This is a genomic window from Bradyrhizobium sp. WD16 (assembly GCF_024181725.1).
Taxonomy (GTDB): domain Bacteria; phylum Pseudomonadota; class Alphaproteobacteria; order Rhizobiales; family Xanthobacteraceae; genus Bradyrhizobium_A.
Window position 1 is genome coordinate 4,856,011 of sequence record NZ_CP028908.1, and the last position, 22,898, is coordinate 4,878,908.

At 63.5% G+C, this 22,898-nt stretch carries 21 protein-coding genes, 1 tRNA gene and 1 pseudogene; 17 read left to right on the plus strand and 6 right to left on the minus strand.

All coding sequences use genetic code 11. From position 1 onward, the window contains the following. Positions 1-305: 305 nt before the first annotated feature. Positions 306-611, minus strand: coding sequence for an ETC complex I subunit (locus tag DB459_RS22415; protein ID WP_253707971.1), 306 nt, complete (start codon positions 609-611; stop codon positions 306-308). 256 nt (positions 612-867) lie between these two features. Here DB459_RS22415 and DB459_RS22420 point away from each other — a divergent pair, with 256 nt between their 5' ends. The 4 genes from DB459_RS22420 (at position 868) to DB459_RS22435 (ending at position 4,921) form a co-directional block, all read left to right on the plus strand. Continuing rightward, the gene (locus tag DB459_RS22420; protein ID WP_253707975.1) at positions 868-2,049 is read left to right on the plus strand and encodes an OpgC domain-containing protein; all 1,182 of its coding nucleotides are present in this window, start codon (positions 868-870) and stop codon (positions 2,047-2,049) included. Between the two features lie 95 nt (positions 2,050-2,144). Next, a tRNA-Pro gene (locus DB459_RS22425) sits at positions 2,145-2,221 on the plus strand. Positions 2,222-2,360: 139 nt separating this feature from the next. Further along, positions 2,361-4,310 carry a PAS domain-containing sensor histidine kinase gene (locus DB459_RS22430; RefSeq protein ID WP_256519223.1) on the plus strand — a complete coding sequence of 650 codons (1,950 nt, stop codon included), beginning with the start codon at positions 2,361-2,363 and terminating at the stop codon, positions 4,308-4,310. 458 nt (positions 4,311-4,768) lie between these two features. Beyond that, a complete protein-coding gene (locus tag DB459_RS22435; RefSeq protein WP_253707978.1) occupies positions 4,769-4,921 on the plus strand; it encodes a hypothetical protein in 153 nt (50 codons plus the stop codon). A gap of 371 nt (positions 4,922-5,292) precedes the next feature. On the opposite strand, the gene DB459_RS22440 is transcribed toward DB459_RS22435, so the two are convergent. From DB459_RS22440 to DB459_RS22450, 3 genes are all read right to left on the minus strand, one after another. Then, on the minus strand, positions 5,293-5,766 hold the full coding sequence (locus DB459_RS22440; protein ID WP_253707981.1) for a DUF192 domain-containing protein: 474 nt from the start codon (positions 5,764-5,766) through the stop codon (positions 5,293-5,295). A 510-nt stretch (positions 5,767-6,276) separates the two neighbouring features. After that, positions 6,277-6,939 (minus strand): cold-shock protein, encoded by a 663-nt coding sequence (locus tag DB459_RS22445; protein ID WP_253707984.1) that lies wholly within the window; start codon positions 6,937-6,939, stop codon positions 6,277-6,279. 368 nt (positions 6,940-7,307) lie between these two features. Beyond that, a complete protein-coding gene (locus tag DB459_RS22450; protein WP_253707986.1) occupies positions 7,308-8,063 on the minus strand; it encodes a Sir2 family NAD-dependent protein deacetylase in 756 nt (251 codons plus the stop codon). 327 nt (positions 8,064-8,390) lie between these two features. Between DB459_RS22450 and DB459_RS22455 the strand changes: the two genes are divergently transcribed. Together DB459_RS22455 and DB459_RS22460 are read left to right on the plus strand one after the other, a co-directional pair. Further along, positions 8,391-8,837 carry a VOC family protein gene (locus DB459_RS22455; RefSeq protein ID WP_253707989.1) on the plus strand — a complete coding sequence of 149 codons (447 nt, stop codon included), beginning with the start codon at positions 8,391-8,393 and terminating at the stop codon, positions 8,835-8,837. A 193-nt stretch (positions 8,838-9,030) separates the two neighbouring features. Then, positions 9,031-9,292, plus strand: a pseudogene (locus DB459_RS22460) (SDR family oxidoreductase); the annotation flags it as partial. 67 nt (positions 9,293-9,359) lie between these two features. On the opposite strand, the gene DB459_RS22465 reads toward DB459_RS22460, so the two are convergent. Continuing rightward, positions 9,360-10,163 carry a crotonase/enoyl-CoA hydratase family protein gene (locus tag DB459_RS22465; RefSeq protein WP_253707992.1) on the minus strand — a complete coding sequence of 268 codons (804 nt, stop codon included), beginning with the start codon at positions 10,161-10,163 and terminating at the stop codon, positions 9,360-9,362. A gap of 180 nt (positions 10,164-10,343) precedes the next feature. Here DB459_RS22465 and DB459_RS22470 point away from each other — a divergent pair, with 180 nt between their 5' ends. The 5 genes from DB459_RS22470 to DB459_RS22490 all read left to right on the plus strand — a co-directional run bounded on the left by DB459_RS22470 (position 10,344) and on the right by DB459_RS22490 (position 14,905). Continuing rightward, positions 10,344-10,580: a hypothetical protein gene (locus DB459_RS22470; protein ID WP_253707995.1), complete on the plus strand. Its 237-nt coding sequence runs from the start codon at positions 10,344-10,346 to the stop codon at positions 10,578-10,580. Between the two features lie 102 nt (positions 10,581-10,682). After that, on the plus strand, positions 10,683-10,874 hold the full coding sequence (locus DB459_RS22475) for a hypothetical protein (RefSeq protein ID WP_253707998.1): 192 nt from the start codon (positions 10,683-10,685) through the stop codon (positions 10,872-10,874). Positions 10,875-11,996: 1,122 nt separating this feature from the next. Beyond that, the gene (locus DB459_RS22480; protein ID WP_253708001.1) at positions 11,997-12,239 is read left to right on the plus strand and encodes a hypothetical protein; all 243 of its coding nucleotides are present in this window, start codon (positions 11,997-11,999) and stop codon (positions 12,237-12,239) included. Between the two features lie 336 nt (positions 12,240-12,575). Next, positions 12,576-14,360, plus strand: a complete 1,785-nt coding sequence (locus DB459_RS22485) for a radical SAM protein (RefSeq protein ID WP_253713666.1) — start codon at positions 12,576-12,578, stop codon at positions 14,358-14,360. 227 nt (positions 14,361-14,587) lie between these two features. Beyond that, positions 14,588-14,905 (plus strand): cytochrome c, encoded by a 318-nt coding sequence (locus DB459_RS22490; RefSeq protein WP_253708004.1) that lies wholly within the window; start codon positions 14,588-14,590, stop codon positions 14,903-14,905. A 45-nt stretch (positions 14,906-14,950) separates the two neighbouring features. Here the strand turns inward: DB459_RS22490 and DB459_RS22495 are convergent, their stop codons facing one another. Beyond that, the gene (locus DB459_RS22495) at positions 14,951-15,256 is read right to left on the minus strand and encodes a hypothetical protein (protein ID WP_253708007.1); all 306 of its coding nucleotides are present in this window, start codon (positions 15,254-15,256) and stop codon (positions 14,951-14,953) included. A 394-nt stretch (positions 15,257-15,650) separates the two neighbouring features. Here DB459_RS22495 and DB459_RS22500 point away from each other — a divergent pair, with 394 nt between their 5' ends. The 6 genes from DB459_RS22500 to DB459_RS22525 all read left to right on the plus strand — a co-directional run bounded on the left by DB459_RS22500 (position 15,651) and on the right by DB459_RS22525 (position 22,894). Then, positions 15,651-17,291, plus strand: a complete 1,641-nt coding sequence (locus DB459_RS22500) for an NAD-dependent malic enzyme (protein ID WP_253708010.1) — start codon at positions 15,651-15,653, stop codon at positions 17,289-17,291. Between the two features lie 237 nt (positions 17,292-17,528). Then, positions 17,529-17,822, plus strand: a complete 294-nt coding sequence (locus tag DB459_RS22505; RefSeq protein WP_253708024.1) for a helix-turn-helix transcriptional regulator — start codon at positions 17,529-17,531, stop codon at positions 17,820-17,822. Next, positions 17,822-19,837, plus strand: a complete 2,016-nt coding sequence (hyfB, locus tag DB459_RS22510; protein ID WP_253713667.1) for a hydrogenase 4 subunit B — start codon at positions 17,822-17,824, stop codon at positions 19,835-19,837. The genes DB459_RS22505 and hyfB overlap by 1 nt, the downstream gene beginning before the upstream one ends. Continuing rightward, positions 19,828-20,784, plus strand: coding sequence for a respiratory chain complex I subunit 1 family protein (locus DB459_RS22515; protein ID WP_253708027.1), 957 nt, complete (start codon positions 19,828-19,830; stop codon positions 20,782-20,784). The genes hyfB and DB459_RS22515 overlap by 10 nt, the downstream gene beginning before the upstream one ends. Then, positions 20,784-21,446 carry a hydrogenase-4 component E gene (locus DB459_RS22520; protein WP_253708030.1) on the plus strand — a complete coding sequence of 221 codons (663 nt, stop codon included), beginning with the start codon at positions 20,784-20,786 and terminating at the stop codon, positions 21,444-21,446. Before DB459_RS22515 ends, DB459_RS22520 begins: the two co-directional genes overlap by 1 nt. After that, a complete protein-coding gene (locus DB459_RS22525; RefSeq protein ID WP_253708033.1) occupies positions 21,443-22,894 on the plus strand; it encodes a hydrogenase 4 subunit F in 1,452 nt (483 codons plus the stop codon). The genes DB459_RS22520 and DB459_RS22525 overlap by 4 nt, the downstream gene beginning before the upstream one ends. Positions 22,895-22,898 lie beyond the last annotated feature (4 nt).

Here is a 22,898-nt window from a genome sequence, read left to right on the forward strand (position 1 = left end):
CCTGCACTAAAGCAGTCTGCGCGGACCTGTCCAGCGCCACGGCGACAGAGGGCCGGCGATTTCGGCGTGGGGCCCGGCGGCTTGACGCAAGACATCATGAGCCCCGGTGCCGCCGCGGCGCTCGGACCGGGCGGCCCTTCGGCCGGTCAATTGTCGTCAGGGAGCCGGAGGTGAAGACCGTAGGGGATCGAGCTGGAGCGCCACGGCATGTGGGGCGCGGTCAACGAACGGCGGGATCAGCGCGATCGGGAGCATCGCCGCTTTCCGGCGTCGATGACCGTCAGTTGGCAAAATTCAAGGCTAAGTCAGTGAGTCCATGGCTCGGGGCGACGATAAGCGAAGTTGTCGGAATAGGCGGCGATCCGCCGCACCGGCTCCTTCGGTTCGACCACCTGGTAGGGAATGCCCTCGCGCTCGCAATAGGCGATCGCGTCTTCCCTGGTATCGAAACGCAGGGTCAGCTGCTGCTTCATGTCGGCCGAGCTGGTCCAGCCCATCAGCGGTTCGACCTCCCGGGGCAGCTCGGGCTCGTAGTCGAGCTGCCATTCCCGCGACTTGGCCTTGCCCGATTGCATCGCGTTCTTGGCGGGTTTGTAGATACGGGCCGTCATGACGTCATGAACTCCAGTCGCTGCTTCGTGTCGCCGCATTGCGGCATCCTCGGGACCAGTCACGAGGCATCAAATCTTCGCGGTGGCCATCGCGTCCCTTCCGGAGCGCGTCTCTTTCAGTATATGAGCCTTTTATTGTACGATTCCGCTGTTTAACAGCCCTATTCCTTGTCCGTATCCTATTCGTTCCCGTTCCCGAGACAATCCGGCCGGCCGGGCCGAAAAGGCGGGCCGTGGCAGCCCCGAAATGGTGGATATGAGCATCCGAGCGACACTTCCCTCCGGCGGCCGCGACCTGCGGCTGGACCTCTTTCGCGGCATCGCCAACTGGTGGATCTTCCTCGACCACATCCCCTACAACATCGTCAACTGGCTGACGCCGCGCAATTACGGCTTCAGCGACGCCGCCGACCTGTTCGTCTTCATCTCGGGGTACACCGCTTCGTTCGTCTATGCGCGGATGATGCTGGAGCGCGGCTTCCTCGTGGGCGCGACGCGGCTGATGAAGCGAGTCTGGCAGCTCTATGTCGCCCACGTCTTCCTGTTCGTCATCTACATCGTCACGATCGGCTTCGTTGCGATCAAGTTTCACGACCCGGACATCATCAACGAGTTCAACGTCGCCGGTCTCGTCGAAAATCCGATCGAGACGCTGACCCAGGGCATGATCCTCAAGTTCAAGCCGGTCAATCTCGACGTGCTGCCGCTCTACATCGTGCTGATGGGCTTCTTTCCGCCGGTGCTGTGGCTGATGCTGCGTCGGCCGGACACCGTGATGGTATGCTCGCTCGTCCTGTATTTCGCCGCCCGCCAGTTCGGCTGGAATCTCCCCGCCTACCCGATCGGCACCTGGTATTTCAACCCGTTCTGCTGGCAGCTCCTGTTCATCTTCGGCGCCTGGTTTGCGCTCGGCGGAGCGCTGGAGTCGCGCTCGGTGATCCAATCCAGGCACCTCCTGATCGCCGGCATCGCATATCTCTTGTTCTCGCTGGTGATGACCATGGCGGGCCGCTTCGAAGCAATCGGCAACCTGTTGCCGCCCTGGCTCTATGAGGCCTTCAATCCGAACGACAAGACCAACCTTGCGCCTTATCGCGTACTCCATTTCGTCATCATCGCCTTCCTGGTCACCCGCTTCCTGCCGCAGAACTGGTCGGGGCTGGAGTGGAAGATCTTCGAACCGATGATCCGCTGCGGACAGCAGTCGCTCGAGGTCTTCTGCGTCGGCGTGTTCCTGTCCTTCGTTGCCCATTTCATGCTGACACTGAGTTCCGGGTCGATACTGGTGCAGGTCGTCATCAGCGTGGTCGGCATCGCGCTGCTGTGTGTCGTCGCTTATTATCGCAGCTGGTCGAAGCGACAGGACAAGCCGCCGCCGCGCCCGCGTCCCGCCCAGCATCCGGTGGAGGCCGGCGCAGCCGACGCCGGCCTGGTGTGACCGGCGATCCCGCCGCGGCAGCTTCATTATTCTGATCTGGCGCCTTGCGGTGCCAGACGCAAAATCGTAAGTGTTTCGCGGCTTTTAGGCCTCGTCGGGGCATAGCGCAGTCCGGTAGCGCATCTGCTTTGGGAGCAGAGGGTCGCAGGTTCAAATCCTGCTGCCCCGACCAATTCCCGCCTCTCGATCCCCCTGGGATGCGGCAGTTCCGCGCCCCCTTAAGAAATTCCCGTTGAAAAAGACCAGCTTAAGCGGGCCTCCCCGGAACGAAACCGACTCGGCGGCGTTTCACGGCGGGCTTGGAAGCGCACATGCCGGAAACATGGAAGGCACTGCAACCCGTCAAGGGGGTGCAATCAGACCTTTACGCGAGCGAACGGATCTTTCGGCAGTTGGTCGAAGGCGTCGTCGACTACGCCATTTTCATGCTCGACCCGTCCGGCATCGTCGCCAACTGGAACTCCGGTGCCGAGCGCATCAAGGGATACGCCGCGGCCGAGGTCGTTGGAACCCATTACAGCCGGTTCTTCACGGCTGAAGATCGAGACAAGGGCATCCCGGCGCGCAATCTCGATCAGGCGCGGCGTTACGGCCGGTTCGAGGCCGACGGCTGGCGGGTGCGAAAGGATGGCTCGCGTTTCTTTGCCAATGTCGTGGTTGATGCGATCTACGAAGACGGCGAACTGATCGGCTTTGCCAAGATCATCCGTGACATTACCGAACGGCGCCGAGCCGAGCGGGAACTCTACGCCAGCGAGGATCGCTTTCGCCTGCTGGTCAGCGGCGTCGCCGATTACGCGCTGTACATGCTCGATCCCGCGGGGATCGTGACCAATTGGCATGCCGGCGGGGAGCGCATCAAAGGCTATTCCGCCGACGAGATCGTCGGCCAGCATTTCTCGCGCTTCTATACCGAGGCCGACCGCGCAGCGGGACGTCCCGCCCGGGCACTGCAGATCGCCCGCGACACCGGCAAATATGAGGAGGAAGGCTGGCGCGTGCGCAAGGACGGCTCCTTCTTCTGGGCGAGCGTCGTTCTGCGGCCGATCCATGCCGACGACAGCACCCTCCTCGGCTTCGCCAAGATCACCCGCGACATCACCGAGCGCCACGAGGCCGAACAGAAGCTCGAGGCGGTGCAGCGGCAGTTGGCGGAATCGCAGAAGCTCGACGCACTCGGCCAACTCACCGGTGGCGTCGCCCATGATTTCAACAATCTTCTGATGATCGTGGCCGGCAACCTGCCGGCGCTGGCGCGGGTGGCCCAGGGCGATCCGCGCGCCGAGCGCGCGGTTCGAGCGGTCGAACGCGTCGCCGAGCGTGGCGCCGCCCTCACCCATCAGCTCCTCAGCTTCGCTCGGCGTCAGCAGGTCCATCCGAAGACCGTCAGCGTCGGCGAAGGCATTCGCGCCGTGGGCGAGGTTCTGCGGGCCGGCCTGGGCGCCGCCCACTCCCTGCAGATCGACGTCGCGTCCGATCCCTGGCCAGTCACGGTCGATCCATCCGAATTCCAGACCGCGCTGGTCAATCTCGTCGTCAATGCGCGCGACGCCATGGCAGGCGGCGGGATCGTCGACATTCGCGCCGGCAATGCGCAGCTGAAGGAGGAGAATCTGAGCGGCGACTTCGTCGCCATCACCGTCGCGGACAGCGGCGCCGGCATTCCGCCCGATGTCATCGACAGGGTGTTCGATCCCTTCTTCACCACCAAGCCGGTCGGCAAGGGCACCGGCCTTGGCCTCTCGCAGGTGCACGGCTTCGTGCACCAGGCGGGCGGCACGGTGCGACTGGAGAGTGAGTTCGGCAAGGGCACGTCGGTGACCATTCTGCTGCCGCGGAGCGAGGCCGAGGCCGGCGCGCATCAGTCCTCCGCCAGGGCCCCGGCGCATGCGGGAACCGTGCTGCTGGTCGAGGACAATCCCGATGTCGCCTTTGCCAGCACCGCCCTGTTCGAACAGCTCGGCTATTCGGTGAGCTGGGCGGCGGATGCCGACGCGGCGCTGGACGAATTGAAGCGCGGGCATTTCGATATTGTGTTCAGCGATGTCGTCATGCCCGGCCGGCTCGACGGCATCGGGCTCGCGCGCGCGATCCGGCAGACGAGCCCGGAGATACCGATCCTGTTGGCGACCGGCTACAGCCCCAGCAGCGAGGCCACCATGGAATTTCCGATCCTGCGCAAGCCCTACCAGATCCACGACCTCAGCAAGGCGCTGGGCGAGCTCCGGCACCGCGCCGAAACGTCGTTCTCCGCATCGTGACGGGGCCATCGCGCGATCTTCAGCCCTTCAGCGAGCCGGCGTTCTGGCTGACCCCGGCTGTCATCTGCCTGCTGCTCGTCGGCGGCGGCGCCTTCCTGCGATCGGTACAGTAAAGGCGCCCGGCATCAGGCCTCCGTGCAGTGGGTGCATCCCGAACTTGTGAACGCTCTGCGACAATTCATCGCGGGTTGAGCCATGCTCGACGCGAGGTGCTGAATCGGGAAGATACGGTAGCAGGATAAGCCGTTGTATATGCCCTTGTTCGGCGGCGCCAAAACGGCCAATGCCCGCGCGGGTTAGCTCCTCGTCCCCAGGCGCTCAAAACAGCCGAGCCCCGCGATTTCTGCAATGGAAGCCACTCCCGGTTGCATCTCGTTGCCGGTGACAACCGAAATCGGGGGGATTAATAGTGCCGGTGCCGCTTTTGATCCTGCCCCGCTGGAAGCGGGAGGCCGAAGATGCAGAACTTTATCGAGACCCAGAATATCGCCCGCTTCAAGGCTCTGCTCGAAACCGAGACCGACCCTGACAAGCGCCGTATCATCAAGCAGCTGCTCGCGGAAGAAGAGGCAAAACACGCGGCGCGAATCGCCGGCGAGCGCTCCGTTTGACGCCGCAGCCTCGACGGAACTCCCGTCGAGAATTGCCGACCTAGTGTCCTGTCTCCGAATTACCGCTTCATTTGCCTCACCCTCGCACGGTAATTCGGAGACATAAAGAACACTAGCAAAATCAAAGCGCTAGTGTGGCTTATGTCTCGCAATTGCCTACGAGAGGCTTGCCGCGAAGGCGGTAGGCAATTGCGAGACGCCACACTAGTGTCCCGGTTCCAACGTTCGTATTCCGTTGCAGCGCTCATATGAACGTTGGAAACAAAGGGACACTCGCATCATTATGATTCTCGTGCGGCTTTTGATCTGACGCGCGTATGAAGAATTCGCTGCAATGCGGAAACAAGCGTCAGATCCAAAACCGCACGAGCTCATCTGGCTTCGAACAGCGGATGGGCGACGCGGTCGCCCGGCTTGATGCCGAGTTTCTTCGCAGTGCCAGCGATGACTTCCAGGACACCGCGCACCGGCCCGCCGGAAGGAATGATCTTTTCCGATTCGACCTGGGTATTCTCCGCGATCCGCAGGATGCGCCCGTCGGCCTTGATGAAGATCATGTCGAGCGGGATCAGGGTGTTCTTCATCCACATGGAAACATTCTGTTCGGGCTGAAAGTCGAACAGCATGCCGCGGCCTTCGGGCAGCTCCTTCCGGAACATCAGGCCGTGCTCCCGTTCTTCGTTGGTCCGCATCAACTCGACGGTGAAGGGCAGCACACCGGACTGGGTGATGATCTCGAGAGACTGGAGTTCAGCGGCGCGCAGTGGGCCGCCAAACGGTCCGCACAGCACAGCCAGTAACGCGAGGAGCGACCACAAGGTCGCCAGACGACCGCGAGCTTTCATCGAGATGACATATCCTGGACGAGATTCAAATCCGGGCGAAACCGGGCCGGATCAAGAGGCGAGCGGTGGGAATACGAACGTTAGAACCAAAGGGCCACTAGCATGGCTATGATTCTAGTGTGGTTTTGGATCTGACGCGCGTACGGAGAATTCGCTGCAACGCTGATACGAGCGTCAGATCCACTACACTAGTGTGGCGTCTCGCAATTGCCTACCGCCTTTGCAGCAAGCCTCCTCGTAGGCAATTGCGAGACATAAGCCACACCAGCACTTTGATTTTGCCAGTGTCCTTATGTCTCCGAATGACCGTGCGAGCATGAGGCAAATGGAGCGGTAATTCGGAGACAGGACACTAGCCAGTCCACGCCCAAGGTAAAGCCAGTCGGCCGGGCGCGATGCGCACGACTGCTTGATCGATTGATCGGGGCCGAGACCGAACGCCGTCCCGCATCAGGCGTGGTCTGTCGCTGAAGCAGGCTGGGCGACGTGTTGCGGCTCGCACCGAGCCGGTCAGTGCGGCGACATGCCCGGCGCACCGGTCTCCGGCTGGATCTCCGCCGCCATCATGCCCTTGGAGCCCGGCCCGTAACGGACCAGCACGTACTGACCCGGCCGCAATTCGGTCATGCCGTAGCGGCGCAGGGTCTCCATGTGAACGAAGATGTCCGGCGTGCCTTCGCCACGCGTCAGAAAGCCGAAGCCGCGCAGCCGGTTGAACCATTTGACCTGTGCGCGCTCGAGGCCGCTGGTCGGAGCCACGGTGGCGTGGGTCCGTGGCGGCGGCAGCTGCGCCGGGTGGATGGCCGTCGACTCGTCCATGGAGACGACGCGGAATGCCTGATAGCCCTTGGCGCGCTGCAGACACTCGACGACGATCCGCGCGCCTTCATAGGCGGTCTGATAACCATCACGCCGCAACACCGTGACGTGAAGCAGCACGTCAGGCCAGCCGTTGTCAGGGATGATGAATCCGTAGCCCTTGGACGCGTCGAACCATTTGATGGCACCGCTGACCTCGACGAGGTTGGGCCCTGCCCCGTCGTTGAGGAAAGGATCCACAGGCGATCGCTCATATCCGCGATGATCGAGCGCTCTCGGTTCAAGCCCCCGCGATGCCGCTCCGCTGCCAACGGAACTGCCCGCCCCCTTGGACTCAAAACTGTCCGACCCCATTTCCCCGGACCTCACACTGACGCGATCAGCCACCGCGTGCATCCCTGTCACCATTCGCCTGCGCCAAACGAAAACGCCAGCTTCCGGCCCGCGCGATCCGAAACCGATCGTTAAGCTTTGATTCCGGGCGCGCGAATCTTGTGATTCGACGATAACACTCCCGCGCAACCGGCAAAGCCAAAAAAAGTCGCGATGCCGACCTATGAACAGCCTTGCACCGAAAACGAATCAGATCGGCGGCTTCAGTTGCCGACGAAGGGGCCCACGCTCCTTCGAGCGTCCGAGCCGAAGCGACGCCAACGGACAATAGAATTCCCGTTCGTTTCCGGATTTGGCGTTCTACGGACGATTTGCGGCGACGCCGGTAGTCAAATCCACTTCACCAGCGTGTCGCCGATGTCATGGCGAATGACCAGATCCGCAAGATCGTCCTGGTCGGTGGGCTCTTTGTTGACGATCACGAGCTTTGCGCCGGCCTGCTTGGCCATCGTCGGAATACCGGCCGCCGGCCACACCACCAACGAGGAGCCCATGGCGAGGAACAGATCGCAACCGCGCGCCAGTTCCGCGGCACGGCGCATTTCTCCGTCCGGCATGGACTGGCCGAAGGAGATCGTCGCGGTCTTCACCGGCTCGCCGCAGGCCGTGCAGTCCGGCGCATGGCCGGTCCAGTCGTAGACCTGCTTGGCCCAATCGAGTTCATAGCGCGCGCCGCAGCCGATGCAGCGTGCGTACGACGTATTGCCGTGCAGTTCGATGACGGCATCGGCAGCAATGCCGGAGGCCTGGTGAAGGTTGTCGATGTTCTGGGTGATTACGGCCGGCACCTTGCCGGCACGATAAAGCGCGGCGATCGCCCGATGGCCCCGTCCAGGTCGCGCCGCGGCGAAGGTGCGCTCCAAGGCGAAGCGTCGCCGCCAGGCCTCGTCGCGAGCGTCCTGGCTGGCGACGAACTCGTCGAAGGGGATCGGCCGGTTGCGTGTCCACAGCCCGCCGGGCGAGCGAAAATCGGGAATACCGCATTCGGTCGAAATGCCGGCACCGGTGAAGGGAACGATCACCGAGGCACTGGCGATCATGTCGCCGAGTTGTTCGACACCGCTGGCGAGAGTCTGGGCAATCATCGAGCGCCACACCTGGAATGGCCTGAATGGCGAGTTGGGTGATGATGAGTTGGTTCGAGCCGATCTGGGCAATGTAGTCCGCCGCCGTAGCGGGGCAAGGTTGGCAGCATCGATATCCGGATCCGGCGCGTCCTGCTTTCGTCAGCCTCGCCCACTCGGGCGTCGTCCGAGACCGACTCGCACCCGGACGACAAGCGTATTCGTGAGCGAGATGCAGGCAGATCAGGGCACCTCCGCGTGCAATTTTGTGCCCGTTGTTGCTATTCTCGCCGCCATCTGGGTCGGGCTGGAATTGCCTCGCCAGGAATCCTGAAAGGAATAGAACCCATGCGCTACCTCCACACCATGCTGCGCGTTCGCAATCTCGACGCCGCGCTGAAATTCTATCGCGATGCCCTGGGGCTCGAGGAGGTGCGGCGCATCGAGAACGAGAAGGGCCGCTTCACGCTGGTCTTTCTCGCGGCGCCCGAGGACCGGGAACTGGTCAAGCAGAAGGGGCGCCCCGCGCCCACGGTCGAACTCACCTATAACTGGGATGAAGAGACCTATGGCGAGGACCGCTATTTCGGTCACCTTGCCTATGAGGTCGACGACATCTATGCGACCTGCGACCGGCTGGCCAAGCTCGGCATCACCATCAATCGGCCGCCGCGCGATGGCCAGATGGCGTTCGTGCGCTCGCCGGACCGCCACTCCATCGAATTGCTGCAGAAAGGCGAAGCCAAGCCGCCGCAAGAACCCTGGGCCTCGATGCCCAATACCGGCCACTGGTGACAGCGCGCGCGCCGGAACAGCCAAGATCCGCCCACGTTGATCTCGCACCACGCGAGATCATTGGAGGCGAGGATGGGACGAGGAATTCTGTTGTGGCTGATCGGCGTGCCGATCCCCGTGATCATTCTGCTTTGGCTGTTCTTCGGTCACTGACCAAGTTCTAAAACAATCCAAGAAGGCCCCGCCATGGCGCGGGGCCTTCGTCCACCTCACCTCGACCTCGGGACTGATCGGCAATTTCGGCCAGGCCAACGACGCCGCCGCCAAGCTCGGCATCGTCGGCCTGTCGAAGTCGATCGCGCTCGACATGAACCGCTTCAATGTCCGCTCCAACTGCGTCTCGCCCTTTGCCTGGAGTCGTCTGATCGGCACCATCCCGACCGAGACCGAGACCGAGGCGGACACGGCCCGGGTCGCGCATGCAGCAGATCGGACTGGAGAAGATCGCGCCGCTGTGAGGGGCTGGCTCCTCCGTATCGCCCGCGCCAGCCGACTTGGCCCCTCGAAAGCCCCTCTCCGACCTCAGTCGAGGAATTTCGGCGCTCGCTTTTCCAGATTGGCGCGGACGGCCTCGGCCTGGTTCGGCGAGCCCATCAGCTTCTGCTGTTCGACGGATTCGGCCAGCAGCGCCGGCGCAGGATCGGGCAGCAGCGCGTTGAGCATGCGCTTGGCGGCACGAACGGCGTCGGGACTCTTGCCGGCGATCTCAAGCGCAGTCTCGAGCGCGGCGGTGTAAGGATCGTCGCAGATCCGGGTCGCAAGACCGTAGCTGAGCGCTTCCTGCGCCGAGAAGATGCGGCCGGTGAAGGTCAGTTCGCGCAGGATATCGTCGCGGACGAGGCTCGCCAGGATCGGCGTGCCGGCCATGTCCGGCACCAGTCCCCACTTGATTTCCATGATCGACATCCGCGCGTCGGGAGATAGAAAGCGCATGTCGGCGCCGAGCGCCAGCTGGAAACCGCCGCCGAAGGAGACGCCGTGGACCGCGGCGATGACCGGGACTGGGAGCTGGCGCCAGCCCCACACCGCCTGCTGGGCGTGATTGGCGATGCCGTGGGTGCGCGCCGTGAGATCGCGGAAGCCGCCGGTGCCGTGACCGCCATTGTCGTTCATGGCGGCGAAGCGGCCCATGTCGAGGCCGGCACAGAAGGCGCGACCTTCGCCGGACAGCACCACGGCGCGCAGCCCCTTGGTCTGCTGGAGACGCGCCGCAGTATCGACCAGCGCCTCGAACATGGCGGCGTCGAGCGCATTCATCTTGTCGGCGCGAGTCAGGCGCACGTCGGCGACGCCGTCGGTGATCGTCACTGCAATCCGCCCGGTCATTGAACGTCCCTCCGCATCGTCTCGGTCCTGCTTACCAGAACACCGCGTCGAATTTAACCCAATTGTCGTCACCATCGTGGCGACAATTAACCACCGCGCGGAGCTTGCCGCGCCCGCGGCGCGGAAAAATGCGAGAAATGCCTCGACTGCTGATCACAGGTTGTCAGCGAGGAATGCACGATGCGCCCCTTTTCAGCCACGGTCGCGACCGTCGTCGGCGCCCTGCTTGTCCTCACGCCGGCGCGCGGCGATGACGGACAGTATTGGGTGGTCGGCAATCCGACGTCCGGGTGCAGGATTGTCACCGCGAACCCGATCGTCGACGGCGGTAATATCACCTTCTCCGACGGCCCCTACCGGTCCGAAGCCGACGCCAGGCTCGCCATGAGCACGATCGGCATCTGCAAGACATCGTGAGCGGACCGCTATGTTTCGTTTAGCTACAATTTGAGTGATCGGCTGCACCGGGCCGCAACCCCTCCGTGCGAGAGTGCGTCATCTTCTGGCGGACTGATCCCGATGACCGAACGCGAATACCAAATCGTCCTTGATGCCGTGGCCGAGGCCATGACGGTGGCGCCGCATGAGCGTACCGTCGACGATGGCGAGGACTTCGAGGATATGTTTCACTACCTGCCGCAACCGGCCAACGACAATGCCGGCCCCTGGCCCCTTCTGCCGTTCCCCGACGGCTGGACCGCCTCCTGCTGAGGGCTTCCGGCGCCCATCCCGCCAACAAATTCGTTGCCAAGGCACGGCGGCAATTTATACGCGTTGCGGGACTGGAGTGACGACGACTGGCGCAAGGCGCGCAGAATCCATCTGCGCGGCCTAGTGTCCCGTCTCCGAATTACCGCTTCGTTTGCCTCACGTTCGCACGGTCATTCGGAGACATAGGGACACTAGCAAAATCAAAGTGCTAGTGTGGCTTATGTCTCGCAATTGCCTACGAGAGGGTTGCAGCGACGGCGGTAGGCAATTGCGAGACGCCACACTAGTGTCCCGTCTCCGAATTACCGCTTCGTTTGCCTCACGCTCGCACGGTCATTCGGAGACATAGGGACACTAGCAAAATCAAAGTGCTAGTGTGGCTTATGTCTCGCAATTGCCTACGAGAGGGTTGCAGCGAAGGCGGTAGGCAATTGCGAGACGCCACACTAGATGTCACGCGTCTTGGCCCGGCCAATTCGGGCCCGCTCCACGCACGGCGACAACGCGGCGATCACCGCCAGCGCAGCCATCCCGAGTCCGACAATGGTCACAGCACTCATCCGACGTCCTCCGGCACGATCCCCGATGTCTCAAATTTGACGGAGCCGGATAACCACGCGTTAACATCCGGGGCGGGGCGCCGCCCAAATCCAGTGCCGGTTAACGAATCGTTAAGATCGATGCCCGTGCTCGCGGAGGCAGATGCAAGCCGCGCCGCCGGCCCGCTCTGCGGCGCCGTTCCGTCGAATGTCCAAGTGGATTGATAGCGCCGGCGGCCGGAACTGAGCGCAGCGCGCCGCCGCCGAGGCGGCCAGCATCGGCGGTTAACGGCTCCGATACGAATTTCCTTTATGCGACTAAATCCTAATCCTAGTGTCCTGTTTCCAACGCTCGTATTTCTTTGCAGCAGGCGCTTCCACGAACGTTGGAAACAAAGGGACACTAGCATCATTATGATTCTAGTGCGGTTTTGGATCTGACGCGTGTTTGAAGAACTCGGCTCCAATGCTGAAACGAGCGTCAGATCCACCGCACCAGGAGCATCGACCGGCGGCGGCGACCATGCATGAGAAGCAGACGGCGGCCCCAGGCCTTCCCGGCAAGAGCGCGCTGGACGCCGGCATGCGCCGCGACATCGTCCAGGCGTGCGAAACCATCGAGGATTGCGCCTATCAGCTTTCGCTCACGGTGAACAAGCTCGGCACCATGGGCAGCTTGGCGTCGGGCGAGTCGGACACGCACAATTTCAAGTCCCAGCTCGACGAGCACATGTCGGAGCTCGACGGCAAGATCCGCCAGATTCTCGATGTGGTGAAGCGCATCGGCGGCGACCTTGGCAGCAGATCCCGTCGATGCGGCGGCTGATTGCCGATCCGGCCGCGGCGGTTCGGGCATCCTGCCCCGATAAAACGCCGGCCAAGACGCCCCTTAGGGGCTAAGCCCATAGCCTGAATCGCCCCGTTTCCTCGGTATCTCTCTGGGCATCGGGCGTCGCCCGCTGCCGGGGGTGTTCCATGGTAATTTCCTCGTTCCGTCCCTCCTCGATGCCTCGGCGGCGCCCGTCCGATCACGTGCAGCGAGTTCTTCTTCGCCTGCGTCATGAAATCGTGGTCGCCGGGCTATATCTCGGTGGAACCCTCAAATAGACTTAATGCTGCCCTTAAGTCCGCATGCGTTGGTGAACGTTTCGAAAGGTCCACAATGCCGCCGAAGCGAAGCCAGCAGGTGCGTCGTTTTCAGCTGATCCTGCTCAAGCCCTCGCACTACGGCGACGACGGCTACCTGATCCGCTGGTGGCGCGCGATGAGCCCGTCGAATTCTCTCGCATCGGTCTACAGCATTGCTGTCGATTGCGCGCAGAGACAGGTCTTGGGGCCCGATGTCGCCATCGATATCGTCGCGCTGGACGAGACCAATACCCGGATCGATGTCCCCGCCCTCGTCTCGCGTCTCGAAAGCCACGGGAATTTCGGCTGCGTCGCGTTGATCGGCGTGCAGTCGAACCAGTATCCGCGGGCCCTCGATCTTGGCCGACCGTTCAGGGCGGCGGGGATCGCCGTCGCCATCGGCGGATTTCATGTCTCGGGATGTCTGTCCATGCTCGACGGGCAGGCTGTCGATCTCGATGCGTGCCGGGACATGGGCATCACGATTTTCGCCGGCGAGGCCGAGGGGCGGCTCGAACTCCTGCTGCAGGACGCCGCCGCCGGGGCGCTCAAGCCCGTCTACAACTACATGAATGATCTGCCTTCGATCGAGGGCACGCCGGGGCCGTTCCTGCCGGCGCAGGTTGTCAAACGCACGCTTGGTCGCAGCTCGAGCTTCGATGCCGGTCGGGGCTGTCCTTACCAGTGCTCATTCTGCACCATCATCAATGTGCAGGGCCGCAAGTCGCGCTTCCGGTCGCCGGACGATGTCGAACAACTCGTCAGACTGAATTTCGCGCAAGGCATCAGCAGCTTCTTCATCACCGACGACAATTTCGCGCGCAACCGGGAATGGGAAGCGATTCTGGATCGCCTGATCGAACTTCGCGAAAACGACGGGATCCCGATCCGCCTCCTCATTCAGGTCGATACGCTCTGCCACAGGATCCCGAACTTTATCGAGAAAGCGAAGCGCGCCGGCGTCACGAAGGTCTTCATCGGGCTGGAGAACATCAACCCGGACAACCTGGCCGCGGCCAAGAAGCGCCAAAACAAGATCACGGAATACCGGACCATGCTCCTCGCGTGGCGGGCCCATGGCATTATCACCTTCGCGGGCTATATCCTGGGTTTTCCCGCGGATACGCCCGAGACGATCCGGCGCGACATCGCCATCATCAAGAGCGAATTGCCGATCGACCTTCTGGAGTTCTTCTGTCTGACACCGCTCCCCGGCTCCGAAGACCATCGAATGCTCTGGAAGAACGGCATCCCGATGAGCGCCGATCTCAACATTTACGATACGGAGCATCCCTGCACGGCCCACGTCCTGATGAGCGAGGCGCAATGGCGCGACATCTATCATGAGGCATGGTCCCTTTATTATACGCCGGAGCATATGAAGACCCTGCTGCGGCGCGCAGCGGTGACCGGCGCACCGCTGGGCAACCTGGCAAAATATCTGCTGACATTTTCGACGACCGATCGCCTGGAAGGAGTCCATCCGCTGCAGGGCGGAATTCTGCGCCTCAAGCATCCATCGGAACGCCGGCGCGGCCTGCCGCGCGAATCCGCCTGGGTGTTCTGGCCGCGCTTTCTCTCGGACACGGTCCGGAAGCAAGCGATCCTGGCCGGCACGGCGGCGCGGCTGCTGGCGTGGGCCGTGGCGATTGCATGGGCTCCTTCTTCACGGTCATATGCCGACTTGTCGCTCACGCCGGTCGACGCCGACGGCGACGATGCGCGCGATCTCGTCACCAAGACCACGGGCGGGCGGACCGCCGCGGCACATATCCGGAAGGTTGCAGCGCTGACCGGAGCATCCGACGCATCGCACTGATCCCCTCCCTCCATTCCGAACCGATGCATCGCCAAGTGCCGGAATCTTCCCATGAACCCATCTTCTTCGTGGTGACAACGATCACCTCTTGAGACATCGTAGCCATCGGCGCCGATGTGTCGCGTCGGATGTCGAGCGCGGATGTGCCGAGAGCGAAACCCTCGGCAAAAACTCTTCGTCTCCAGGCTGGTTCTGGCTGCGAGATTGTCTCGAATGTGGGGTTGATGATGCAGCTGCAGTCCATCTGGGTGCCTGTCGTCGCACTGGCTCTTGTCGTGCCGACGGTTCGTTCGGCATCGGCGGCCAGTCCCGTCAATGGCGAGCGCATCGCCAAGCGATGGTGTTCAAGCTGTCACGCCGTTGAAGCGGCTCAAAGGTCGACCAGCACCGAGGCGCCGCCGTTTTCGAGCATTGCCAGGAACCGCAATCTCGATGGTCCGCGGATCGCCTTCTACCTGCTCAATCCTCATCCGCAGATGCCTGATTTCGGCCTGTCGCGCGATGTGGCGTCGGATCTCGCCGCCTACATCCTCAAGCAACGGTGAGGTGACCGGCCGGAACGTTTGCGCCACGGACGCGTTGAAGGTGCATCATCGATTGTGACTTCGAAAGTTGTTCCTGTCGGCCGCCTGGGCTGTCCCCCGCCCGGGCGGCCATTTTTTGCACGCGTTTTGCACGCGCGATTTTCCTGCGTCCTTCCAGCGGGCTATGGATTGCTGTTGATTGCAATCCAACCCCGAGCCTTCGTCGACCGAATGTTCGACCGGCGAAGCGCGCGGACCGATGACACGGACCTGCCCACCCTTGCGTCGAAAAGCGTGGGCGATGCCATTTCCGATTCCGCTGGCGCCGCCGGCCGCAAGAATGATTTTTCCGCCGAAGTCGAGTTTGTCCATGCCGCCCCCCCCTTGTCCACTGAGAAGAGTCCATGGAGAAGTTTGTTGCGACCGCACCTTCGCTGCGCCGCAGCGCGAGGAGTCGGTCACGATGTGCCTCGTCTTTGCACTGCATCATGAGCGTGCGCCTTGCGCAGGCACACATTGCGGCAATGGAATTGATCCTGGTCAATTTGCTACGCTGCGTCCCACCAAAGACACGACATGAATTCAGGTGCGGGGATGGCGCCGCGATTCAAATCGTGTTTGATACGCGACCGGCTGGTTGCGGCGCCGGGATGGTGAGGCCGCGACATCAGATCCTGCCGAGAGCTCGCCGTGACAGCTCGCGTCTGGGCGGGAGCCAAATTCGATGAGGGTTATCGTGAAATCGTCTGCACGCGAAAATTTCCGCATGTCCGCATCTTCCGCTATTCCGCGCGGACTGGCTCTGCTGCGGGATCCGTTGCTCAACAAGGGAATCGCATTTTCGCTCGCCGAACGCGATGCGCTCGGCCTGCGCGGCCTGTTGCCGCCGCACGTCATGACGCTCGAGCAGCAGGCCGATCGCTTCATGAAGAATCTGCGCGGCCTGTCGGGCGATCTCGACAAGTTCGTGGCGCTCAACGCCCTGCGCGATCGCAACGAGACGTTGTTCCTGCGCGTGGTCTGCGACAACATCGACGAGATTCAGCCGCTGATCTATACACCGACCGTGGGGCTCGCCTGCCAGAAATTCGGCGACATCTGGCAGCGTCCGCGCGGCCTCTATATCAGCGCCGGTGATCGCGGACACATCGCCGAGGTGCTCGCCAACTGGCCGCACGCGGCGCGGCTGATCGTCGTGACCGATGGCGAACGGATTCTCGGCCTCGGCGATCTCGGCGCCAGCGGCATGGGCATCCCGGTCGGCAAGCTGTCGCTCTATGCGGCCTGTGCCGGCGTCCACCCAGCATTGTGCCTGCCGGTGATGCTGGATGTCGGCACCAACAACCCCGACCTGCTCAAGGACAAGAATTATATCGGCCTGCGCCAGAATCGGCTGCGGGGCGGCGAATACGACGATTTCCTGGAAGAATTCATGAGCGCGGCGCAGCAGGCCTTCCCCGGCGTGCTGATCCAGTTCGAGGATTTCGCCAATCACAATGCGTTCCGCCTGCTGCACAGGTATCGCGAGCAGGCCTGCGTCTTCAACGACGACATCCAGGGCACTGCCGCGGTCGCGCTCGCTGGCGTCTTCTCCGCGCTGCGCGTCACCGGCGGCAAGCTCAACGACCAGAAGCTGCTGTTCCTCGGCGCCGGCGAGGCCGCTACCGGCATCGCCGACCTCGTCGTCGCGGCCATGGTGGCGCAGGGGGCGAGCGAAACCGATGCACGGCGCCGGATCTGGCTGATGGATTCGCGCGGTCTGGTGGTCTGGGCGCGCAACGATCTCGCCGAACACAAACTGGGCTACGCCCATGACCATCCCCCGGTCGGCGACTTCCTGAGCGCGATCCGTGAGCTCAGGCCGACCGCAATCATCGGCGTCTCGGCCGTCGGCGGCACCTTTACTCCGGAGGTGCTCAAGACCATGGCCGAACTCAACGATCGGCCGATCGTGTTCGCGCTGTCCAATCCGACATCCAAGGCCGAGTGCAGTGCCGAGGAGGCCTATCGACATACCGGCGGCACGGCGCTGTTTGCCTGCGGCAGCCCCTATGATCCGGTCACCTTCGACAGCCGCATCTTCGTGCCGCGCCAGGGCAACAACTCATATATCTTCCCCGGCGTCGGCCTCGGCGCCATCGCCAGCGGCGCCACACGCATCACCGACGAGATGTTCATGGCCGCCGCGCGCACCCTGGCCGATCTCGTCACCGATGCCGACCGCGCCCAGGGCAGCCTCTACCCGGCGCTGCCGCGGATCCGGGAAGTCTCCTGCCGGATCGCGGTCGAAGTCGCCAAGGTCGCCTATCAGCGCGGTGTCTCGACGGGACGGCAGCCGGACGATGTGCTGGAGCGCGTCCGCTCGCAGATGTTCGAACCGGTCTATCACAGCTATCTGCCGGCATAGCCGCGGCCGGCGATCGCGCAAAGACGCCACACTAGCAGAAGCACAAAGACCTCCGGGCCGGCGCCCGGAGGTCTTTTCGCTGACGCCGGGCTTTGAGCGCGAGTCCCGCGCGAGACGACCGGCTGACCGCGAGAAAATAGATGTCTCAAGCATCAGATGTTGACATTATCGCATCACTAATCACGATACAGAGATGATGATTCATATGCGGGTGGCCCTCGAACAACGGACCGGCCGATGATTACTGCCGCGCAATTACGGGCCGCCCGGGTGCTCCTGGGGATCGACCAGCGGCAGCTCGCCGAAATGTCCGGGCTGTCGGTGCCCACGATCCAGCGCATGGAGGCCAGCGAGAGCATGATCCGGGGCAACGTCGATTCCCTGATGAAGCTGATCGCCGCGCTCGATGGCGCCGGCATCGAATTGATCGATGAGGGGGCCGTGAGCAGTGCCGCCGGTCGAGGCGTCAGGCTGAGGCATCGGGCCGCCGTGGCACCCAGGCCGGCGGGTGGAACGCGGGCACGATCATGATGCAGGCGGTCGCGCTCCAACTTTGGTGCGTGGCGGGCCTGCTGGCCACCGCCATTGTCGCCATCGCCCTGGGCCGGTCGAGGCAGGCAACCGCCGTCGTCTACACCTTGACCCTGACCCTGTCGGCGCTGGCCTGCGCCGCCGCCCTCTCCCATCTGATCCGTGCGCCGACCGTTGCCAGCGAAACGGTGCTCCCGGTCGGGTTGCCGTGGCTCGGAGCTCATTTCCGGCTCGATGCGCTCGCCGCCTTCTTCCTCTTCGTGATCGACCTCGGCGGCATGGTGGCGAGCCTCTATGCTCTCGGCTATGGCAGCCACGAAGAGGCCCCGCATCGTGTGCTGCCGTTCTTCGCTGCCTTCCTCGCCGGCATGAACCTCGTGGTGCTGGCGGATGACGCCTTCAGCTATCTGCTCTGCTGGGAGTTCATGTCGCTGGCGTCATGGGCGCTGGTGCTGGCCCATCACCGCGATCCCGCCAACGCCAGGGCGAGCTACGTCTATCTGGTGATGGCAAGCTTCGGCACGCTGGCGCTGCTGCTCGCCTTCGGCCTGATGGCCGGGCCCGCCGGCGGCTATGGCTTCGCCGCCATGCGTGCCGCCGAGCATCCGCCGACGCTGATGGCTTTTGTGCTGGTCCTGATGCTGCTTGGCGCGGGGTCGAAAGCCGGCCTTGTGCCGCTCCATGTCTGGCTGCCACTCGCCCACCCTGCGGCGCCAAGTCATGTCTCGGCGCTGATGAGCGGCGTCATGACCAAGGTCGCCGTCTACGGCTTCATTCGGGTGATGTTCGATCTCTTGGGACCGCCCACATGGTGGTCGAGCGTTATCGTCCTGTTCCTCGGCGGCATCACGGCGGTGATCGGCATCCTGCATGCCCTGATGGAAAAGGACCTCAAGCGTCTGCTTGCCTACAGCACCATCGAGAACATCGGCGTCATCTTCGTCAGTCTTGGTCTCGCGCTCGCTTTCCAGGCGAACGGCCAGGGCCTCGCCGCGGCGCTGGCCTTCACCGCCGCGCTGTTCCATGTCCTCAATCACTCGTTCTTCAAGAGCCTTTTGTTCTTCGGGGCCGGCGCCGTGCTCAGCGCCACCGGCGAACGCGACATGGAGAAGCTCGGCGGTCTGATCCACCGCATGCCCTCCACCAGCTTCGCCTTCCTGGTCGGTTGCGTCGCGATCTCGGCGCTGCCGCCATTCAACGGTTTCGTCTCGGAGTGGCTGGTATTCCAGGCCATCCTGCAGAGCCCCAGCCTGCCGCAATGGGCGCTCAAGATCATGGCTCCCGGTGTCGGCGCGCTGCTGGCGCTCGCCGCGGCACTGGCGGCCGCCTGCTTCGTCAAGGCGTTCGGCGTCACCTTCCTCGGCCGGCCGCGCAGTCCGATCGCCGAGACCGCCCATGAGGTCGACCGCTTTTCGCTGGCGGCGATGTTCGTTCTGGCGGCGCTCTGTCTGCTCGCCGGCGTCCTGCCGGGCCTGGTGATCGATACCGTTGCGCCGATCACCCAGGGACTGCTCGGCAGCCGGATGCCGACCCAGGCCCACGAGGCCTGGCTGTCGATCGTGCCGATCGCCCAGAGCCGCAGCTCCTATAACGGCCTCCTCGTTCTGCTGTTCATCACGATATCGGCCTCGCTCGCGGTCATGTTCATCCACCGCTTCGCGTCGCATGCCATCCGGCGTGGCCCGGCCTGGGGTTGCGGGTTCACGGATCCGACGCCGGCGGCGCAGTATTCCGGCGTCAGCTTCGCCCAACCGATCCGCCGCGTGTTCGGCACCCTGCTCTTCCGCGCCCGCGAGCGCGTCGAGATGCCGCCGCCCGGCGACGGCGCTCCGGCCCGCCTGACGATCGAGATGCACGACCTGATCTGGGAGCGCCTCTATCTGACTGTGAAGGACGCGGTCTGGTGGGCGGCAGACCGGTTGAACCTGCTGCAGTTCCTCACCATCCGTCGCTATCTCAGCCTGGTCTTCGCGACTCTCGTCGCCCTGCTTCTGGTGCTCGCGATATGGTCCTGATCTCGGATATCGCCGTCCAGGGCGCCCAGATGGCGCTCGTCCTGCTGCTGTCGCCGCTGATGACCGGCTTCGTGCGCAAGGTCAAGGCGCGGCTGTTGCGCCGCCGGGGCGCTTCGATCTTCCAGCCGTATCGCGATCTGCTGCGCCTGCTGCGCAAGGAAGTGGTGCTGGCCGACAATGCATCCTGGCTGTTCCGCGTCACGCCGTACGTGACCTTCGCCGCCATCTGGGTCGCCGCCGCGCTGGTGCCGACCTTCGCCACCGGCCTTCTTTTCAACTGGACCGCGGATCTGATCGCTATCGTCGCGCTGCTCGGCAGCGCCCGCTTCTTCCTGGCGCTCGCCGGCATGGATGTCGGCACGAGTTTCGGCGGCATCGGCTCGAGCCGCGAGGTGATGATCGCGGCCCTGGCCGAGCCCGCCATGCTGCTGATGGTGTTCTGCGTCGCGCTGGTGGCCGGTTCGTCCCAGCTCTCGACCGTGGCCACCTTCATGGCCTCCTCCGAGGTCGGCCTGCGTGTGTCGCTCGGCATGGCGATGATCGCCCTCGTCATGGTGGCGATCGCCGAGAATGCCCGCATCCCGGTCGACAATCCGGCGACCCATCTCGAACTCACCATGGTCCATGAGGCCATGATCCTGGAATATTCCGGGCGGCATCTCGCCATGATCGAGTTCGGCGCCTTCCTCAAGCTCCTGCTCTACATTTCGCTGATCGTCTGCGTCTTCTTTCCCTGGGAGGTGACGACCATCGGCGCCGGACCGCTGCACTACCTGATCAGCACCGCGGCCTATCTGGTCAAGATCGCGATCGCCGGCACGCTGCTGGCGCTGTTCGAGACCGCGACGGCGAAGATGCGGGTGTTCCGCGTGCCGGCGTTCCTCGGCGCGGCGCTCATGCTCGGCCTTCTCGGCACACTCCTGCTGTTCGTGTCACGGAGCCTGTGATGCACGACATCTCCTTCGACATCGCCCATATGCTCGCAGGCGGCCTCGTTCTGATCAGCTTCATGATGCTGTATCAGGACCGGCTCTACGCGCTCTTGAACATTTTCGCAGTGCATGCGGTGCTGCTGGCCTGTTCCGTGGCCTGGCAGGCCTATGTCCAGAACGCGCCTCATCTCTACGTCACCGCCGCGATCGCGCTGGTGTTCAAGGCCATCATCATTCCGGTGGCGCTGCATCGCATGATCAGGCAGATGGGCATTCATCGCGACATCGAGAACGCGGTCGGCATCGGCATGACCATGCTCGCCGGCATGGGACTCGTCGCCCTGTCGATGGTGCTGATGCTCCGCGTCACCAGCGCGGCGGACCCGCTTGCCCGCGAAGACCTCGCCTTCGCCCTCTCGGTCGTGCTGCTGGGGCTTCTGGTGATGGTGACGCGCCGCAACGCTGTCAGTCAGGTGGTCGGCTTCATGTCGCTCGAAAACGGGCTGGTGCTGGCCGCGACCGGCGCCAAGGGCATGCCGCTGGTGGTGGAGATCAGCGTCGCGTTCTCGATCCTGATCGCCTTCATCGTCATCGGCGTCTTCCTGTTCCGCATCAGGGAGCGGTTCGACACGGTCGACGTCGGCGCCCTCGACGACTTCCGTGGAGAACGTCGATGAGCCTGTCATCCATCGATCCGGTCGGCGCCGTCCTGCTGATCCCGATCGGCGCTGCGGCGCTGCTCGCCATCCTGCCCGGCTATCGCGTCACCGCGCGGCTCAACATCGTCGCCAGCCTGCTGACGTTCCTCGCGGCGCTGTCGCTGTTCGTGGTCGACCGGCCGCCGGCCGGCCAATATCTGCTGGTCGACGACCTGAACATCGTCTTCATCGTCCTCAACACCTTCGTCGGCTTCACCACCAGCATCTTCAGCGCGAGCTACATCGCCCATGAGCTCGAGACCGGCCGGCTGACGCCGACCTATCTGCGCTTCTACCACGCCATGTACCAGACCATGATGTTCGGCATGAACCTCGCGTTCGTGTCCAACAATATCGGCCTGATGTGGGTGGCGATCGAGGTGGCGACGCTGACGACGGTGCTGATGGTCGGCATCTACCGCACCCACGCCGCGCTGGAAGCCGCCTGGAAATATTTCATTCTCGGCAGCGTCGGCATCGCCCTGGCGCTGTTCGGCACCATCCTCGTCTATATGGCGGCGCGGCCGGTCCTCGGCGAAGGCCAGGACGCCATGGTCTGGACGGTGCTGATCGAACGCGCCGCGGCGTTCGATCCCGCCCTGCTCAACGTCGCCTTCGTCTTTCTGCTGCTCGGCTATGGCACCAAGGTCGGCCTGGCGCCGCTGCACGCATGGCTGCCGGATGCCCATGCCGAAGGCCCGACGCCGATCTCCGCGGTGCTATCGGGACTGCTGCTCAACGTCGCGCTCTACGCCGTGCTGCGCTTCAAGATCCTGCTCGCCGCCAGCCCGGATGCCATGGCGCCGGGGCCGCTGATGGTGATCATGGGGCTGGTCTCGCTGATCTTCGCCGCCTTCATGCTCTACCGCCGCAGCGACATCAAACGCCTGTTCGCCTATTCCTCGATCGAGCACATGGGCATCATCGTCTTTGCCTTCGGCATGGGCGGTCCGCTGGCCAATTTCGCCGGGCTGCTCCACATGGTGATGCACAGCCTGACCAAGTCGGCGATCTTCTATGCAGTCGGTCATGTCGCGCAGGTCAAGGGCACCCAGCGCATCACCGAGATCCGCGGTCTCACCGAAACCCACCCCGCGCTCGGCTGGGGTCTCGTGCTCGGCGTCGTCGCCATCGCCGGCCTGCCGCCGCTCGGCATCTTCATGAGCGAATTCCTGGTGGTCAGCTCGACCTTCGCCCGCCAGCCGCTGCTGGCTATCGCGCTGGTATTCGGTCTGCTGCTCGCGTTCGGCGCGCTCACCCTGCGTCTGACCGGCGTCGCCTTCGGCGAGCCGCGCGGCAGCACCAGGCCGGCCGAGGCTTCCTACGTGCCGATGTTCGCCCACCTGTCGCTGGTGCTGATGGCCGGAATCTACCTGCCCGCCCCGCTGGTGACGTGGTTCCAGCACGTGGCGAGCCGTCTTGGTTAGCGGG